The organism is Ruegeria sp. HKCCD6426, assembly GCF_057221115.1.
In genome coordinates this window covers 208,662-224,623 of sequence record NZ_JBWVBF010000007.1, presented here as the reverse complement: position 1 = coordinate 224,623, position 15,962 = coordinate 208,662, and the positions used below count along the sequence as shown (strand labels likewise).

The 15,962-nt window shown below is 57.6% G+C and carries 16 protein-coding genes; 9 read left to right on the top strand and 7 right to left on the bottom strand.

What is annotated here, in order from left to right; all coding sequences use genetic code 11:
- Nucleotides 1-37: 37 nt before the first annotated feature.
- Complete coding sequence (gene pheT, locus AC2TDA_RS19180; RefSeq protein WP_480880343.1) at nucleotides 38-2,434, top strand: phenylalanine--tRNA ligase subunit beta; 2,397 nt, start codon at nucleotides 38-40, stop codon at nucleotides 2,432-2,434.
- A gap of 43 nt (nucleotides 2,435-2,477) precedes the next feature.
- On the opposite strand, the gene AC2TDA_RS19175 is transcribed toward pheT, so the two are convergent.
- Nucleotides 2,478-3,362 (bottom strand): LysR family transcriptional regulator, encoded by an 885-nt coding sequence (locus AC2TDA_RS19175; protein WP_480880342.1) that lies wholly within the window; start codon nucleotides 3,360-3,362, stop codon nucleotides 2,478-2,480.
- 84 nt (nucleotides 3,363-3,446) lie between these two features.
- Here AC2TDA_RS19175 and AC2TDA_RS19170 point away from each other — a divergent pair, with 84 nt between their 5' ends.
- Entirely contained in the window at nucleotides 3,447-4,079 is a 633-nt protein-coding gene (locus AC2TDA_RS19170; RefSeq protein ID WP_480880341.1) for a class I SAM-dependent methyltransferase, read from the top strand.
- An 88-nt stretch (nucleotides 4,080-4,167) separates the two neighbouring features.
- Nucleotides 4,168-4,617, top strand: a complete 450-nt coding sequence (locus AC2TDA_RS19165) for a YtoQ family protein (protein WP_480848749.1) — start codon at nucleotides 4,168-4,170, stop codon at nucleotides 4,615-4,617.
- Nucleotides 4,618-4,665: 48 nt separating this feature from the next.
- Here the strand turns inward: AC2TDA_RS19165 and AC2TDA_RS19160 are convergent, their stop codons facing one another.
- On the bottom strand, nucleotides 4,666-5,364 hold the full coding sequence (locus AC2TDA_RS19160; protein WP_480880340.1) for a glutathione S-transferase family protein: 699 nt from the start codon (nucleotides 5,362-5,364) through the stop codon (nucleotides 4,666-4,668).
- 219 nt (nucleotides 5,365-5,583) lie between these two features.
- Here AC2TDA_RS19160 and AC2TDA_RS19155 point away from each other — a divergent pair, with 219 nt between their 5' ends.
- The gene (locus tag AC2TDA_RS19155; RefSeq protein ID WP_480848752.1) at nucleotides 5,584-6,390 is read left to right on the top strand and encodes a mechanosensitive ion channel family protein; all 807 of its coding nucleotides are present in this window, start codon (nucleotides 5,584-5,586) and stop codon (nucleotides 6,388-6,390) included.
- A gap of 183 nt (nucleotides 6,391-6,573) precedes the next feature.
- Here the strand turns inward: AC2TDA_RS19155 and ald are convergent, their stop codons facing one another.
- Nucleotides 6,574-7,692 carry an alanine dehydrogenase gene (gene ald / locus AC2TDA_RS19150; RefSeq protein WP_480848754.1) on the bottom strand — a complete coding sequence of 373 codons (1,119 nt, stop codon included), beginning with the start codon at nucleotides 7,690-7,692 and terminating at the stop codon, nucleotides 6,574-6,576.
- 135 nt (nucleotides 7,693-7,827) lie between these two features.
- Here ald and AC2TDA_RS19145 point away from each other — a divergent pair, with 135 nt between their 5' ends.
- Nucleotides 7,828-8,286 carry an Lrp/AsnC family transcriptional regulator gene (locus AC2TDA_RS19145; RefSeq protein ID WP_480848755.1) on the top strand — a complete coding sequence of 153 codons (459 nt, stop codon included), beginning with the start codon at nucleotides 7,828-7,830 and terminating at the stop codon, nucleotides 8,284-8,286.
- 6 nt (nucleotides 8,287-8,292) lie between these two features.
- Here AC2TDA_RS19145 and AC2TDA_RS19140 read toward each other — a convergent pair whose 3' ends face one another.
- Nucleotides 8,293-9,132, bottom strand: coding sequence for a CPBP family intramembrane glutamic endopeptidase (locus AC2TDA_RS19140; RefSeq protein ID WP_480880339.1), 840 nt, complete (start codon nucleotides 9,130-9,132; stop codon nucleotides 8,293-8,295).
- 259 nt (nucleotides 9,133-9,391) lie between these two features.
- Between AC2TDA_RS19140 and ppk2 the strand changes: the two genes are divergently transcribed.
- Nucleotides 9,392-10,309, top strand: a complete 918-nt coding sequence (gene ppk2, locus AC2TDA_RS19135; RefSeq protein WP_480848758.1) for a polyphosphate kinase 2 — start codon at nucleotides 9,392-9,394, stop codon at nucleotides 10,307-10,309.
- A 49-nt stretch (nucleotides 10,310-10,358) separates the two neighbouring features.
- Here the strand turns inward: ppk2 and AC2TDA_RS19130 are convergent, their stop codons facing one another.
- On the bottom strand, nucleotides 10,359-11,486 hold the full coding sequence (locus AC2TDA_RS19130) for a CAP domain-containing protein (protein WP_480880338.1): 1,128 nt from the start codon (nucleotides 11,484-11,486) through the stop codon (nucleotides 10,359-10,361).
- Nucleotides 11,487-11,782: 296 nt separating this feature from the next.
- Nucleotides 11,783-11,989: a 30S ribosomal protein S21 gene (gene rpsU, locus AC2TDA_RS19125; protein WP_005614280.1), complete on the bottom strand. Its 207-nt coding sequence runs from the start codon at nucleotides 11,987-11,989 to the stop codon at nucleotides 11,783-11,785.
- Nucleotides 11,990-12,100: 111 nt separating this feature from the next.
- On the opposite strand from rpsU, the gene AC2TDA_RS19120 reads away from it, so the two are divergent.
- The gene (locus tag AC2TDA_RS19120) at nucleotides 12,101-12,793 is read left to right on the top strand and encodes a COQ9 family protein (RefSeq protein ID WP_480880336.1); all 693 of its coding nucleotides are present in this window, start codon (nucleotides 12,101-12,103) and stop codon (nucleotides 12,791-12,793) included.
- A 64-nt stretch (nucleotides 12,794-12,857) separates the two neighbouring features.
- Complete coding sequence (locus AC2TDA_RS19115) at nucleotides 12,858-13,844, top strand: NAD(P)H-quinone oxidoreductase (protein ID WP_480848762.1); 987 nt, start codon at nucleotides 12,858-12,860, stop codon at nucleotides 13,842-13,844.
- A 39-nt stretch (nucleotides 13,845-13,883) separates the two neighbouring features.
- Here AC2TDA_RS19115 and AC2TDA_RS19110 read toward each other — a convergent pair whose 3' ends face one another.
- On the bottom strand, nucleotides 13,884-14,789 hold the full coding sequence (locus AC2TDA_RS19110; protein ID WP_480880334.1) for a DUF2189 domain-containing protein: 906 nt from the start codon (nucleotides 14,787-14,789) through the stop codon (nucleotides 13,884-13,886).
- Nucleotides 14,790-14,938: 149 nt separating this feature from the next.
- Between AC2TDA_RS19110 and AC2TDA_RS19105 the strand changes: the two genes are divergently transcribed.
- Nucleotides 14,939-15,922 (top strand): quinone oxidoreductase family protein, encoded by a 984-nt coding sequence (locus tag AC2TDA_RS19105; RefSeq protein ID WP_480880360.1) that lies wholly within the window; start codon nucleotides 14,939-14,941, stop codon nucleotides 15,920-15,922.
- Nucleotides 15,923-15,962: the final 40 nt, after the last annotated feature.

Sequence of the window (15,962 nt, the reverse complement as noted above, 5' to 3'; positions counted from 1 at the left end):
CGCGGGCTGACCCAAGATGACTGGCGGATGACGACCGATGAAATTCACTCTTTCCTGGCTCAAGGATCACCTGGACACCGACGCATCGGTTGACGAGATCACTGATGCGCTGACCGACCTCGGCCTCGAGGTCGAAGAGATCGTGAACCCGGCGGACCGGCTGGCGGACTTTACGCTGGGCTACGTGAAACACGCCGAGAAACACCCCGACGCGGACAAGCTGCGCGTCTGCAACGTGCAGACAGATGAGGGTGAGTTGCAGATCATCTGTGGTGCCCCCAATGCGCGTGAAGGCATCACGGTCGTGGTCTGCAAGCCCGGCATGTATATCCCCGGTCTGGATCTGACGATCAGCGTTGGCAAAATCCGCGGTGTCGAAAGTTTTGGTATGATGGCCTCTGAGCGAGAGCTGGAGCTGTCCGACGAGCATGACGGCATCATCGAGCTGCCGACGGGCGAAGTGGGCGACCGCTTCGTTGACTGGCTGGCCGAGAACGACCCGTCCAAGATCGACCCGGTGATTGAGATTGCGATCACGCCGAACCGACCAGATGCGCTGGGCGTGGCCGGGATTGCCCGCGATCTGGCAGCGCGCGGCTTGGGTACCCTGAAAGTGCGCGACTATGTGCCGGTGCCGGGCGATTTCAAAAGCCCGATTAAAGTGACCATCGACGAGGATACTCTGGACGGCGCGCCACATTTCACCGGTCGTCTGATCAAGGGCGTAAAAAACGGCCCCAGCCCGCAGTGGCTGCAGGATCAGCTGAAGGCGATTGGTCTGCGTCCGATCTCGGCTTTGGTGGATATCACCAACTATATGACTTTCGACCACAACCGCCCGCTGCACGTGTTTGATGCCGACAAGGTGCAGGGCGATCTGCGGGTGCATCGCGCCAAAGGCGGAGAAAAGCTGGTCGCGCTGGACGAGAAGGAATACACCCTTCAGCCCGGCATGATGGTGATTTCGGACGACAACGGTCCCGAGTCCATCGCTGGTATCATGGGCGGTGAGAATACCGGTTGTACCGAGGAAACAGTGAATGTGTTCCTAGAAAGCGCGTTCTGGGATCACGTGCAGATCGCGCTGACAGGGCGCGCGCTCAAGATCAACTCGGACGCGCGGTATCGGTTCGAGCGCGGTGTCGATCCGGAATACACGCTGGAAGGGTTGGAACATGCGACGCAGATGATCCTGGATATCTGCGGTGGTGAGGCGTCAAACGTGGTCGAGGCGGGCAAGGTCCCGACCCACGCGCGGGCCTACAAACTGGATGCAGAACGCGTTCGGTCTCTGGTCGGCATGGACATCCCCGAAAGCGAGCAGCGCCAGACTCTGACCCGTTTGGGCTTCCGTTTGGAAGGCGAGATGGCTCACGTTCCCAGCTGGCGCCCTGACGTCATGGGTGAGGCCGATCTGGTGGAAGAAGTCGCGCGGATTGCTTCCCTGACCAAGCTGCAGGGCAAACCGCTGCCACGCGTCACTGATGGAATCCCCAAGCCAGTGATGACGCCGACGCAACGACGACAGTCGATGGCGCGTCGCACCTGCGCGGCGCTGGGGTACAATGAATGCGTCAGCTACACCTTCATCGACCAGGCTTCTGCTGCTCTGTTCGGTGGTGGGGACGAAGTGACCCAGCTGGAAAACCCAATCTCGTCCGAGATGAGCCACATGCGCCCCGACCTGCTGCCCGGCCTGCTGCAGGCCGCAGCCCGCAATCAGGCGCGCGGCTATGCGGATGTGGCCCTGTTCGAGGTCGGGCCGGTCTTCCATGACGGCGAACCCGGCGATCAGAAAACCCAGATCACCGGCCTGCTTGTCGGTCGCAACGGCCCCAAGGACGTTCACGGTGCCTCGCGACCGATCGACCTGTTCGATGCCAAGGCGGATGCCGAGGCTGTGCTGGCCGCCATTGGCGCGCCTGCGAAAATGCAGGTCCTGCGAGACGGTGATGCATGGTGGCATCCGGGCCGGCACGGTAAAATCTGTCTGGGTCCGAAGAAGGTGCTAGGTGTCTTTGGCGAGCTGCACCCGCGTGTCTTGCAGGCGATGGACATCAAGGGCCCCGCAATGGCCTTTACCATCTGGCCGGACGAGGTGCCGATGCCGCGCAAATCCGGTGCGACCCGTGCGGCGCTGGAACTGCGTGATCTGCAAGCGGTCGAGCGTGATTTTGCCTTTGTCGTCGATGCGGATGTCGAGGCGCTGACGCTGGTGAACGCCGCCGCCGGTGCCGACAAGGCGTTGATCGAGGACGTCCGCGTGTTTGACGAATTCATCGGCGGCAGTGTGGGTGAGGGCAAGAAGTCACTGGCCATCACCGTACGCTTGCAGCCTTCGGATGCGACCCTGAAGGAAAAAGATATCGAGGCTGTAGCCGAGAAGATCATCGCCAAGGTCTCCAAGGCCACCGGTGGCGTTTTGCGCGGATAATCACACGCAGTATTCGAGTTGAACGCGCCTTTGGGCGCGTTTTTCATTTGGACAGAAACTCGGTCAGCAGATCAAAGACCAGCCGGATTCGGCGGCTGGTGTGCAGCTCGCGATGGGTGGTCAGCCAGACCGGGAACATGATGGCCTCCATCCCGGGAAGAACGCGTTCGACGCCGGGTGTCGCGTCACCCACTTCTTGCGACATGGGGGCAACGCCAAATCCTTGCCTGGCGTATTCCCAGGCGACAATTCCGTTTTGCGAGCCGAGTCGGAAGTTGTCTTCGCTCAGATGAATGCCGAGTGGTTTCAGATAAGTGATCATCTGAGCGGTGTCGCCAAAGCTGATGAACTCGTGCTGCGACAGGTCGCGTTTGGTTTTGGGGCGACCTGCGCGGTTCAGATATTCGGTTGTGGCATAGAAATGACCCGACGCTTCCTGAACCAGTTTGGTGATCAGGTCAGGCTGATCCGGGCGAACGTGGCGGATCGCGATATCTGCCTCGCGCCGCATCAGATCTCGGATGTCATTCGAGGCGATCACGTCAATTCGCAGACGCGGGGCCTGCACCCGGACCTCGCGCAGTAGATCGGGCAGAATATACGCCGACATGACGTCGCTTGCGGTGATGCGGACCAGCCCCTCGATAGACTGCGCCTGTCCCGACGCGGTCAGCGCGATGCGGTTGGCGGCCTCGCCCATGGTCCGGGTATGATCCAGTAACTCCACCCCCGCCTGCGTGATTTCCAGAGAGCGGCCAACGCGCTCGAATAGCATCACGCCCAAGTCGGCCTCGAGCGCGGCGATCTGGCGGCTGAGCGTGGGCTGTGTCTGACCCAATTGCCTGGCAGCGGCAGAAAGCGAGCCCGCTTCGGCTGTCGCCAGAAATGCGCGGATATGGTTCCAGTCGAAATCACCAAGATAAGTCATACGAATATGTATAAGAAACCTGCAAATTTCGGCAATTCCTATTCGATCTACGCATGATTAATTTGGGCCTAAAGGAGATCGCCCATGACGGCTACTGCAAAATTCTGGGACGGTGTGGCTGAGAAGTACGCCCGATCACCCATCAAGGATATGGCATCGTATGAGCATACGCTTGAGCGCTCGGCCTCTTATCTGAAGAAGACGGATGACGTCCTGGAGCTGGGCTGTGGCACCGGCATGAGCGCTTTACGACTGTCGGGTTTTGTCAGGTCGATCACAGCCACTGACGTTTCATCCGGCATGTTGGCAGTGGGTCGGAAACATGCTTCCGAACAGAATATCTCCAGCGTGACATTCGTTCGGGCCGATGCAAACACGCCACCAGAGGGGCCCTTTGACGTCGCCTTGGCATATAATCTGCTGCATCTGGTCGAGGATCTGGAAGGCAGTCTCTTGCGGATAAACTCAGTTCTAAAACCGGGCGGGTTGTTCATCTCAAAGACGTTTTGCCCGCCGTCGCACGGCGCAAGTTGGCGTTTTCGTGCCATTCGGCTGGTTTTGCCGGTCATGCAACTGTTGGGTAAGGCTCCGTTCGTGCGGTTTCTGTCCGAGGCAGATTTGGATAACGCGGTTCAACAGGCTGGGTTTGAACTGGTCGAGCAGGATAGCTTTCCCGCTCGTGATGCCCGTCGCTATCTGGTTGCCCGCAAAATCTGATCAATGCCTGAACAGCAAACGTTCATTTCACGTTGGGCTTTAACCGATCGCAGTTTAAGTAACCTGTGAAACAATTGCGGAGGTTGCTATGGGCTTGAACGTTTATCTGTCCGGAGAAATTCACACCGATTGGCGCGAACAGATCATCGAAGGATCAAAGGGGTTGGATGTGACGTTCAACAGCCCGGTGACCGATCACGATGCCAGTGATGATTGCGGGGTTGCAATTCTGGGCGCTGAGCCGAACAAATATTGGCACGACCACAAAGGCGCGATGGTCAATGCGATCCGCACCCGCAAGGGCATAGTGGATGCAGACATTGTAGTGGTTCGGTTCGGCGAAAAATACAAACAGTGGAACGCGGCCTTTGACGCAGGATATGCGGCCGCGCTGGGCAAGTCGATCATCGTGCTGCATGGCCCGGATCATCAGCATGCCCTGAAAGAGGTTGATGCAGCAGCCCTCGCCGTCACCGAGGAGCCACGTCAGGTGGTTGAAGTCCTGCGCTACGTTCTGACTGGAAAGCTTCCGGGCTGAATTGACCAGTGGATGCAGGTGCCTGCATCCACTACTTTGCTTTGCCGTTCAATCTCGCGCCGGGATCGAAAGGCCCCTTTGCACGGCAGGGCGCTCGAGAAAGCGCCCGAGATACGCTGCGACATGTGGATAGTTGTCCCATCCCAGCAAGTCTTTCGCATCGTAGTAGTCCAGCCCGCGCAGCCAAGGTGCGATTGCGATATCGGCAATCGAGTAATCCCCGATGATCCATTCCTGCCCGTCCAGTTGCGTGTTCAGGACATTCAGCAGACGTTTCGCCTCGGCAACATATCGGTCGCGAGGGCGGGGATCTTCAATTTCGCTGCCGGCGAATTTGTGAAAATAACCCAGCTGACCGAACATCGGACCAACGCCACCCATCTGAAACATCAGCCATTGGGTTACGCGGTATTTGTCAGATTTGGACCGGCCAAGAAACTTGCCGGACTTTTCGGCGAGATACAGCAAGATCGCCCCGCTTTCGAACAGCGTCAACGGAGCTCCATCAGGGCCATTCGGGTCAATAATCGCCGGGATTTTGTTGTTGGGATTCAGTGACAGAAATTCGGGGCTTTTGACATCTGCATCCGCCAGAGTCACCAGGTGGGGTTCATAGGGCAGGCCGGTTTCTTCCAGCATGATCGAGGCTTTGACGCCGTTGGGTGTGGGATAGGAGTAAAGTTGAATCCGATCAGGTGACTGGGGCGGCCATTTGGCCATGATCGGAAACGAGGTGGTATCCAGCATGTGGGGCTCCTTGATCGGTCTGATGTTCGCCACTCTGCCAAGTTCGGACCATGTTGTCAGGTCCGGGAGTGTGCATGGCCGGTCAGCTGCTGTTTACTGAAGAACAAGAGGGGGAAAAGTGAGGAAACACGCACCTAGACCCGGTCGAAAATTTGGCTCAAAATACCTTGATCCCCGCGCTAAAAGCGCGGGTTTGCTTTTGGTGCAGAGGAGACGTTCGTGGAAGACGTTGTAACGCAGGTGGGTGCGTATAGCCCACTGATTATTAGCGCAGTCAAAGCGTTGATCGTTCTGGTGCTGGGTTGGATTGTGGCCGGTGCGATCAGTGGGATGTTGCGCCGCCGGATTAATGCGACGCCGCATATTGATCCCACTCTGGGCAATTTTGTCGCCAGTTTGGTCAAGTGGGTACTACTGGCGATCGTGTTTGTCGCGGTTCTTGGCATTTTTGGGATCCAGGCAACCAGTATCGTGGCGATCCTTGGTGCGGCTTCGCTGGCCATCGGTCTCGCCCTGCAAGGTACGCTGAGTGATCTGGCTGCCGGTGTCATGCTGGTTGTGTTCCGCCCTTATAAGCTGGGACAATATGTCGATATTGGTGGCACCGCCGGGACGGTCAAAGACCTGAACCTGTTCACAACTGAACTGGTCACTCCGGACAACGTGCAGATCATTGTGCCGAACGGCCAATCTTGGGGATCGATCATCACCAACTATTCGGCGCATGAAACGCGCCGGGTCGATCTGGTGTTTGGTATTGATTACGGGGACAGCGCAGATCAGGCGATGCAGATCATCCTGGACGTCGCCAAGGCGGAGGAGCGCATCATGAGTGATCCCGAGCCTTGGGTGAGGGTCACCAATCTGGGTGACAGCTCGGTAGATCTGACGGCTCGTTTGTGGTGCGTCGCAGACGACTATTGGGATTTGAAGTTCGAACTGACAAAGGCAGTGAAAGAAGCCTTTGACGCCAACGGCATATCCATTCCCTATCCCCATTCTGTCGAGATCCAGAGAAAGGGCTGATAGCTCCCGCCCCCCGAGCGGGCAAAGGAAATGCCCTTCTCCGGTTGGGTCTGGCGCCGCGCAAATCGCGCGGCGCCTTTTTTTTGAGTCTGAAGGGAAGCCCCGCACCTCGCTATTTGCGCGGCGCGGGGCCCAACTCTGCGCTATACTCGCTTAAAACGGCGCTTTGAGAGCCGAGAAGTTTTAAGACTTGATGACTACGGCCGGCGAAACAACGTCGATTCCCAGGGCCTTACCAACAGCATAGTAGGTCAATTGGCCTGCGTGGACGTTCAGCCCGGCCAAAAGGTGCGGATCGTCCTGACAAGCCTGTTTCCAGCCCTTATCGGCAAGAGCCAGCAGGAAAGGCATCGTCGCGTTGCCAAGTGCAATGGTCGATGTGCGTGCTACGGCGCCTGGCATATTTGCCACGCAGTAGTGCATGATGCCGTCGACTTCGTAGATCGGATCAGCATGCGTGGTCGCCTTGGAGGTTTCAAAGCAACCGCCCTGATCGATGGCGACGTCTACCAGAACCGCACCGGGTTTCATGGTAGATAGCTGTTCGCGCGTGACCAGCTTGGGTGCAGCCGCACCGGGGATCAGGACCGCGCCGATGACCATGTCCGCGTCACGGATCAGTTCGGCTGTGGCACCTGCGGTCGAGTACTGATTCTTGAACTGTCCGCCAAACACATCATCCAGATAACGCAGTCGGGGCAGTGAACGGTCCAGCACAGTGACGTCTGCACCCATGCCCGCCGCGATCTTCGCCGCATGAGTACCGACAACACCTCCGCCGATCACAACAACTTTGGCTGGTCCGACGCCTGGAACGCCACCCATCAGAACACCGCGCCCGCCGTTGGCCTTTTGAAGTGTCCACGATCCGACCTGTGGTGCCAGACGGCCAGCCACTTCGGACATAGGTGCCAGAAGTGGTAGCCCGCCATTGGCGTCCGTGACGGTTTCGTAAGCAATCGCCGTGCAACCGGATTCCAACAGGTCGTGAGTCTGATCCGGATCGGGCGCCAGGTGCAGATAGGTGAACAGCAGCTGGTCTTCGCGCAGCATCTTACGCTCGACGGCTTGCGGTTCCTTGACCTTGACGATCATGTCTGCCGTAGCAAAAACCTCGTCAGCCGTATCTACGATACGGGCGCCGGCAGCAATATAAGAGTCATTGTCAAAGCCAGACCCCATGCCGGCCCCGGTCTCGATAATGACCTCGTGACCACGCGCAACGGCTTCTTGCGCGGCATTCGGCGTCATGCCGACACGGAACTCCTGAGGTTTGATTTCCTTGGGGCAACCGATTTTCATGTGTCTCTCCGTACATAAACTGCCTAAATTATGGGCATTCCGCGGCGCAATTTCTGTGAAACCCTGCTTGCCAAAGCGTGATTTAGTGGGAGAATATTCGACAAATTCCAATTCACACGCAACGGATGTGCGCAGATGAGTATTGATGCAACTGATCGAAAGATTCTGGCGGCCCTTCAGCGCAAGGGGCGGTTGTCGAATGCAGAACTGTCCGATCAGGTGAATCTGTCCCCGTCAGCCTGTCATCGGCGCGTGCAACGGCTCGAGGCGGATGGCTATATCAAGGACTATGTCGCCTTGCTGGACGCCCGGAAGATGAACGTTCCGACCACGGTTTTCGTCGAGATCACATTGCAAGGCCAAGCCGAAGAGGTGCTGGATGCCTTTGAAAAGGCCGTGGCTCGCATCCCGGACGTATTGGAATGCCACCTGATGGCGGGCACAGCGGATTACATCCTGAAGGTTGTCGCTGAAAATACCGAGGATTTCGCCCGTATACATCGGCAATACCTGTCGCGCCTGCCGGGCGTGGCACAGATGCAAAGTTCGTTTGCTCTGCGTACCGTATTCAAAACAACGGCTCTTCCGGTTTGAGCCTATTCAGGCCGGGCCGGGATAAGTGAACAGAGTCAGATGCAGGAAATTGAACGCGAAATGCATCAGGACTGGCACCCACAAGCGACCTGTTGCGAGATACCCCAACCCGCATGCCAACCCAAGCAGAGCGGCATACCCCATTAGGACAAGGCCACCGCCCATATGGGCTGCGCCGAACAAAACACTGGTCACGACCAATCCGGCCGACGGCCCCAGCCGCCCGCTAATCACAGATTGTAAGTAGCCGCGGAAGAAAGCTTCTTCCGCGAGGCAGGTCAGGAACAAGTTCGATACAGCGAAGACCAACCACCAGTGTGGCAGGCTGAATTCGGGACGCACCGCCCCTGACACCACGCCCAATAGCAACAGGGAGGGCAATAAGATCAAGCCAGCCACAAGCGGCCAAACTCTGATAGACGTGCTATGGGTCAACATAACGGGCCACGCCAGCAGCACCGCGAAAAAGACCATCGGTTTGTCCAGATTGAAATACAGCGTGAATGGCGCGCTACCCGGTCCTGCCTGAACCTGATCCAGAACCAAAAGATTATGAACCCCTGGCAGCAGGTGCGCACCCAGAATGACGCTCCAGACAATCAGCGCAATATGTCCGATGAACGCTGCAGTGCCATGCAGCCTTGGAATGTAGGCCGCGCCCAAAAGCCCAAGACCGACGATCAAAACGGCCACGCCGGAGGTCAAGCCTGTGGTCAGCGCCATCATGGCAAAGACACTGACCAACCCTGCGGTGAGGGCGCGGTTTCTGGTCAACGCGGCGACTTGAGCGACGATCAGGATCAGCCACGGCCAAATTGTTGGCAGCAATGAGAAAAAGAATGCCACAATGACCTCCTGTTTGCCCGGGCATAGATGCAGGAGTAGCGAGCGCAATTGCAAGCGCCTGTTTTAGGACGCAAGATGTGGCCTTGCGTCAATTCCGCCGCTTGTATCCCACGCCGGACCGGGTCACATTCAGGTTTTGCAGCATATATATTTGTCAGATGGCAGTCCGGGATTCAGGCACCATCTGCGGGCACGGTGACATCTGCCGGTTACACCGCCCGGATACGGTGCGAGCCCGAAGAAAGATAAGGAGCAGACCTTGGCACACTACGTGAATGACGCCCCGAAAGATTGGCTGGAAGCCGAGCTGGAAGATACGCTGGACGAAGATTTCGAAATCGAATTCAGCGAGCCGATGCTGTCGATGGAGGTCCGCAAGATCTACAAAGATCAGCATCCGAATATGCTGGATCGCAAAGTCTATTTTCGTAATCTACTGCGTTTGCAAGCCGAATTGATCAAGGTTCAGGATTGGGTTCAGCACACCGGTGCCAAGGTGTGCATCCTGTTTGAAGGGCGCGATAGCGCGGGCAAGGGCGGCGTGATCAAGAGGATCACGCAGCGCTTGAATCCTCGGGTGGCCCGCGTGGTTGCATTGCCAGCACCCAGCCGTCGTGAGCAGAGCCAGTGGTATTTCCAGCGTTATGTTCCGCACCTGCCTGCGGCCGGTGAAATCGTGTTTTTCGACCGTTCCTGGTACAACCGCGCCGGGGTCGAGCGTGTGATGGGCTTCGCCAACGAAGACCAGGTTGAACAGTTCTTTCAGGACGTTCCCGAATTCGAACGCATGCTGGTCCGTTCGGGGATCATTTTGTTGAAATACTGGTTCTCGATTACGGACGAAGAACAGCAGTTGCGATTCCTCATGCGCATCCATGACCCGATGAAGCAATGGAAACTGTCACCCATGGATCTGGAATCGCGCATCCGCTGGGAAGCTTACACAAAAGCCAAAGAGGATATGTTCTTCCGCACCAACATCCCCGAGGCACCTTGGTATATCGTCGAGGGAAATGACAAGAAACGCGAGCGTTTGAATTGTATCGAACACCTGTTGACTAAAATCCCCTACGATGACGTTCCCCAGGACAAGGTCAATTTGCCAGATCGTCGTTACAACCCGGAATATGAACGCCGCATTCTGCCCGACGAGTTGTACGTACCTAAGATTTATTGAGGTCCGGAATCGGATGTGCGGGGGCAAACAAGCCCCCGCACAATATTGGTTAGGCGACATCCATCATGCACGTCGTCTGAAAATAGACGAAACCACAGAAATCATCCGGGGTCATATCGACTTCGTCTGAGACGGTGGTGATGTCCTCGTCATCTGCTCCGGTGTCAGTCACCAGTTCAAAATCGTCCGCCTCGGGTTCGGGCTGATAGGGATTGTCCCAATCGAACTGATCAAGGCTGGCCTGCAGGAACTCCACGAACTCCTGAATCTCATTCAGGAAGGCCTGAACATCAAAGCAGTCTGCATCGGGTGTCGCCGTGTCGGGTGTTTCCACTTCGGCCACGTCGTCACCAGGTGTTTCTACATCGACGTCCGGATCGTCGGTTTCCGCGACCGGAGTTTCCACTTCGGGAGTTTCATCGTCGGGTGTTTCCACATCGACAACCTCTTCTCCGGGAGTTTCTTCGTCGACTTCCGGATCATCAGTTTCCGCGACCGGGGTTTCTACTTCAGGATCTTCATCGTCTGGAGTTTCCACTTCGGCAACGGGCTCATCTGTGTCCGTTCCCGGCTCCTCACTATCCGTAACGTCCGGTGCTGGGGTCTCATCCACGGGTGTCACGGGGGCGGTAACGTCCGGATCGGGTACCTCGGTTTCTGGGTCTACGGGCTGTGCCACGTCTTCGTCGGTAGGGGGTTGCGGTGATTGGGGCGACCCGTTGTCCAACAGAACGGCCGCGTCGGTCTTGGCAAAGTTTTGCGTGACCATCACGGCATCGAATCCCTGCATGTCACCGGTCTCGATACCAATGCCAATATACTTGAATTCGGGGTTCAGAATGTTGGCGCGGTGGCCGGGGCTGTTCATCAGGTTTTGGTGCAATTGCGCGACATCATCGCTGATGCCGGGTGCGCCGCGTTCGGATTGCCAGGCAATATTCTCACCCGACCGCCAATTGCCCGAGAAATCGAACCCGGCCGCTTCCATGCGCTGTGTTGCGGAAGATCCGCCCGATCCGGTGTGGCTGAACCTGTCGGTATCCAGCATCCACATGCTGTGATCTTCGGACGAGTCGTTCAGTTGCGTCTCAAGTTGCAAAGGGTTTAGCCCGCGGGACGTGCGCTCTTGGTTGATCAGCGCGAGCATTTCCTGCTCGACCGTGCTTGCTGTAGACATGTTTTGCCTCCGTATATTGTTATGTCTGAGTGGACGGCATCAGTTACCGAGCAACACCAAACACTGAACAGAGGGGTGGAAGCGCCAGGCGTATTTCGGCGACGGAATGCAACTGGACGGGGATTCGCTGTGCTGTAATACGCCGACCAAACCGGTGGGCCTGCGATCGGCAGGTTGCCGCGTTACATATCCGGATAACCGGCAAATTCTGACTTACCCAGAAACGACAAACCCCCGGGCGATGCCTCGGGGGTCGTCAAATAGTGTCATCCAAAGCTGGACGAGTCAGGCAGCTATTAGAGCAAACCTTCGCGCTGTGCTTTCTTACGTGCCAGTTTACGGGCACGGCGGATCGCTTCAGCTTTCTCGCGCGCTTTTTTCTCGGACGGTTTCTCGAAATGTTGCTTCAGCTTCATTTCACGGAACACGCCTTCGCGCTGCAGCTTTTTCTTCAGGGCACGAAGCGCCTGATCGACGTTATTGTCGCGAACACTAACCTGCATGTGGTTGTCACCACCTTTCTAGATAGAGTTGCAAGGAAATTGCAGGAATTGGCCGTATAGCAAAGCGCTCCTAACTTGTCTAGTACTGGGCCCGAGAACCGGAGAACCGTCATGACCGTGACCTATGAAGATGCGAAACAGCAGTTGTTGAATGCCATGCTGGACCATGTGCCGTTTGACGGTTGGTCCGAAACCAGTTTTCGCGAGGCGATTGCCGACAGTGGTCTGGACGACGGGTTGGCGCGCGCCATCTGCCCGCGTGGCGCTGTAGACTTGGCGCTCGCCTTTCACGCGCGCGGTGACGCGATGATGCTGGAGCGAATCGAATCCGAGGATCTGAGCGGTTTGAAATTCCGCGACAAGATCGCCGCTGCGGTCCGCTTCCGCTTGCAGGCTGTTCAGGACAAAGAGGCCGTGCGCCGCGGCGTGACGCTGTTTGCACTGCCGATGTATGCGGCTGATGGGGCAAAAGCAGTCTGGGGAACGTGTGATCTTATCTGGAACGCGCTGGGCGACACGTCGGACGATGTGAACTGGTACACGAAACGTGCCACGCTGTCCGGCGTGTATTCCTCGACCCTGTTGTATTGGCTGGGGGACGACAGCGCTGATCAGCAGGCCACGTGGGAGTTTCTGGACCGGCGCATCGAAGGCGTTATGCAGTTTGAAAAGTTCAAGGCGCAGGTTAACAGCAATCCACTGCTGAAACCGTTTCTTGCCGCTCCCAACTGGCTGGCGGGTCAGGTCAAAGCGCCGGCCAAGACTGGTGCGGGCTTGCCGGGATCGCTCACCCCCAGAAAATGACCTGAAAATGCGGCTGGGCCTTTGAACCGATGCCTGCTAGGCAACGGACAAAGGAGACCTGCCAATGACCCAGATGATGCGCGCCGTTGAAATCACTACGCCGGGTGGTCCGGACGTATTGCAGTTGGCCGAGCGGCCTGTGCCAGAGCCCGGAAACGGTCAGGTTGTCCTGAAGGTCGCATATGCCGGTGTGAACCGCCCGGATGCCCTGCAACGCGCCGGGGCTTACAACCCACCTCCGGGTGCGAGCGAATTGCCGGGGCTCGAGGCGTCAGGTGAAGTGGTTGCTGTCGGCTCTGGGGTCGAAGGCATATCGGTTGGCGATCTGGTTTGCGCTTTGCTCCCGGGCGGCGGTTATGCAGAATATGTCGCAACGCCTGCCGCTCACTGTCTGCCGGTTCCTGCCGGAATGGGCATGAAAGGGGCCGCGTGTCTGCCGGAAACCTTTTTCACCGTCTGGTCCAATGTCTTCACCCGTGGTGGTCTGAAAGCGGGCGAGAGGTTTCTTGTCCATGGAGGTTCCAGCGGGATTGGTACCACGGCCATTCAGCTGGCAAGTGCTTTTGGCGCCCGCGTCTTTGCCACTGCCGGATCGGATGAGAAATGCGCGGCCTGTGTTGATCTTGGGGCCGAAAAGGCCATCAACTATCGTGATGAAGATTTTGTGGCCGCCATGCGGGCTGAAGGCGGTGCCAACCTGATCCTGGACATGGTTGGTGGCGACTATATCCCCCGTAACGTCAAAGCCTTGGCTGAAGATGGGCGTCTTGTACAGATTGCCTTTTTGCAAGGCCCGGTGGTCGAGCTGAACTTTGCCCTGATGATGGTCAAACGCCTGACCCTGACCGGCAGCACGCTGCGCCCGCAAAGCGATCTGGCCAAGGCGAAAATTGCGCAGGACCTGCGCGAGGCCGTCTGGCCTCTGCTTGAAGCCGGAAAGGTTGCGCCGGTCATGGATAGCGAGTTTGACCTGGCTGACGCCGCTGCCGCCCATGCGCGTATGGAAAGCTCGGGCCATATCGGAAAGATTGTCCTGAAAGTTGCGGGTTAATGAGATTGCGCGCGAGCTGATCTCGCGCGCCGTCCAAAGTCAGGCGACAGCCCGACGATACAGATGCCAAGTTGCGTGTCCAAGCACAGGCATGACAACGATCAGCCCCAGCAACATCGGGATTGCGCCCAGCGCCAGCAGCGCGGCGACGATGAAACCCCATGTCAGGATGACTCCGGGATTGTGCCGCAGAACGCGCACCGAGGTAACCACTGCCACCGGTAGTCCCACCTTTCTGTCCAGAAGCAGGGGAAAACTGACGACGCTGATGGCCAATGCGACCAGGGCAAACAAAAATCCGATAGCCGTTCCGACAATGATCATGGTCCATCCCGCACCGGTGGTGAAGACATCTGCGGCAAATGCGCTGAGCGAGGCCGGAGACTCGGGGCCAAGTGTCATAACATAGACGCCCTGCGCGACCAGCAGCCAGACCAGCAGCAGCATGACAAGGTAGAACCCAAGCGCCAGAATTGCGCCGAAGGACGGAGACTGAAAGACGCCGAACGCGTCCAGCCAATGGACTGCGCCTCCCTGTTCCCGCTTTCGGCTGATTTCATATAGCCCTACGGCGGCGACAGGACCGACCAGGGCAAACCCGGCGATCAGTGGAGCCAGCAAGGGGACCATGTCCATATTCATCCCGATACCGAACATCAACAGACCGGCAATCGGATAGATCAGCACGATGAAAATCGCATCGGCACGGGTCTCGAGGAAATCCTGATACCCGGCCTGCAAACAGGCACGCAAATCCTGCATGGTCAATGTTTGCACCATCGGTAGCTGTTGCGTGTCCGAACTGCCAATGGTGGATACGCTTTCGGCCACATGATCGCTGGTCGCGCCGAGATGGCGTGCGACCCAGCTGATAGGATTACCGATCGTCTTGTCCATCATCATCCCCTTCCCGGATTTGGGTACGAAGCGGGATGCATCCGGCATACGAATTGTCCGTGACCGGATGATCCGGCAACGCCTGAAACAACCGTAGCACAATTTCCGTTATTTGTCTGCTCATTGATGCGTGACCGAGTGCATTGCTCTGTCGTGCAGGCGTGTTAGCTTTGCCTCGAGCCAGAAGGGAGAGCATGATGCAGCAAACGGCGAGAACCGTAGTTATCCATGAAACCGGCGGTCCTGAGGTCTTGCAGGTCGAAGACCGTATGGTTGGCGATCCAGGACCGGGCGAAGTGCGTATTCGGCATTACGCTTGCGGGCTGAATTTCATTGATGTTTATCAACGCAGCGGCCTGTATGCGATGGACTTGCCCCATGCGTTGGGGATGGAGGCTGCCGGTGTGATCGAAGCCGTCGGCGAAGGCGTCACGCATCTGGTGCCGGGCCAGCGCGCAGCTTATGCCGCTGCACCGCCGGGCGCTTATTCGCAGGCTCGCGTAATGCCGGCCGCGCAGGTTTGTCCATTGCCTGAAAGCATTTCCTTTCGAACGGCTGCTGCGATGATGCTGAAAGGGATGACCGTCGAATACCTGTTTCACCGCACGACACCCCTGAAGCGCGGCGATACGGTTCTGTTTCACGCTGCGGCAGGTGGCGTGGGCCTAATTGCCTGCCAATGGGCCAAATCCGAAGGCATCACTCTGATCGGCACCGCCGGAACGGACGAAAAGTGCAGTCAGGCCCAATTCAACGGTGCCTCGCATTGCATCAATTACCGAACAGAGAACTTTGTCGAGCGCGTGGCCGAGATTACTGGCGGCAAGGGCGTTGACGCAGTGATGGACTCGGTCGGAGCTGACACGTTTCAGGGCTCGCTGGATTGTCTGAAACCCCTCGGCATGATGATTTCGTTCGGTAATGCCTCGGGTCCGGTGCCGCCGCTGGATATCGGGGTTTTAGCGCAAAAAGGTTCGCTCAGGCTGACGCGGCCGACCCTGTTTACGCATATTTCCGACCCCAGCGTCTGTCAGGCTATGGCCCGGCGCCTGTTCGGCAAGGTGGACGGGCGCGAAGTCAAGATTCATGTCGAACAGACATTCCCGCTGGAACAGGTTGCAGACGCGCATCGCGCTCTTGAGGCACGTCAGACCACTGGCAGCACGATCCTCGAACCATGACTGATACGGCCCCGGCGGCCTGCGCCGGGGCCGTCTATTT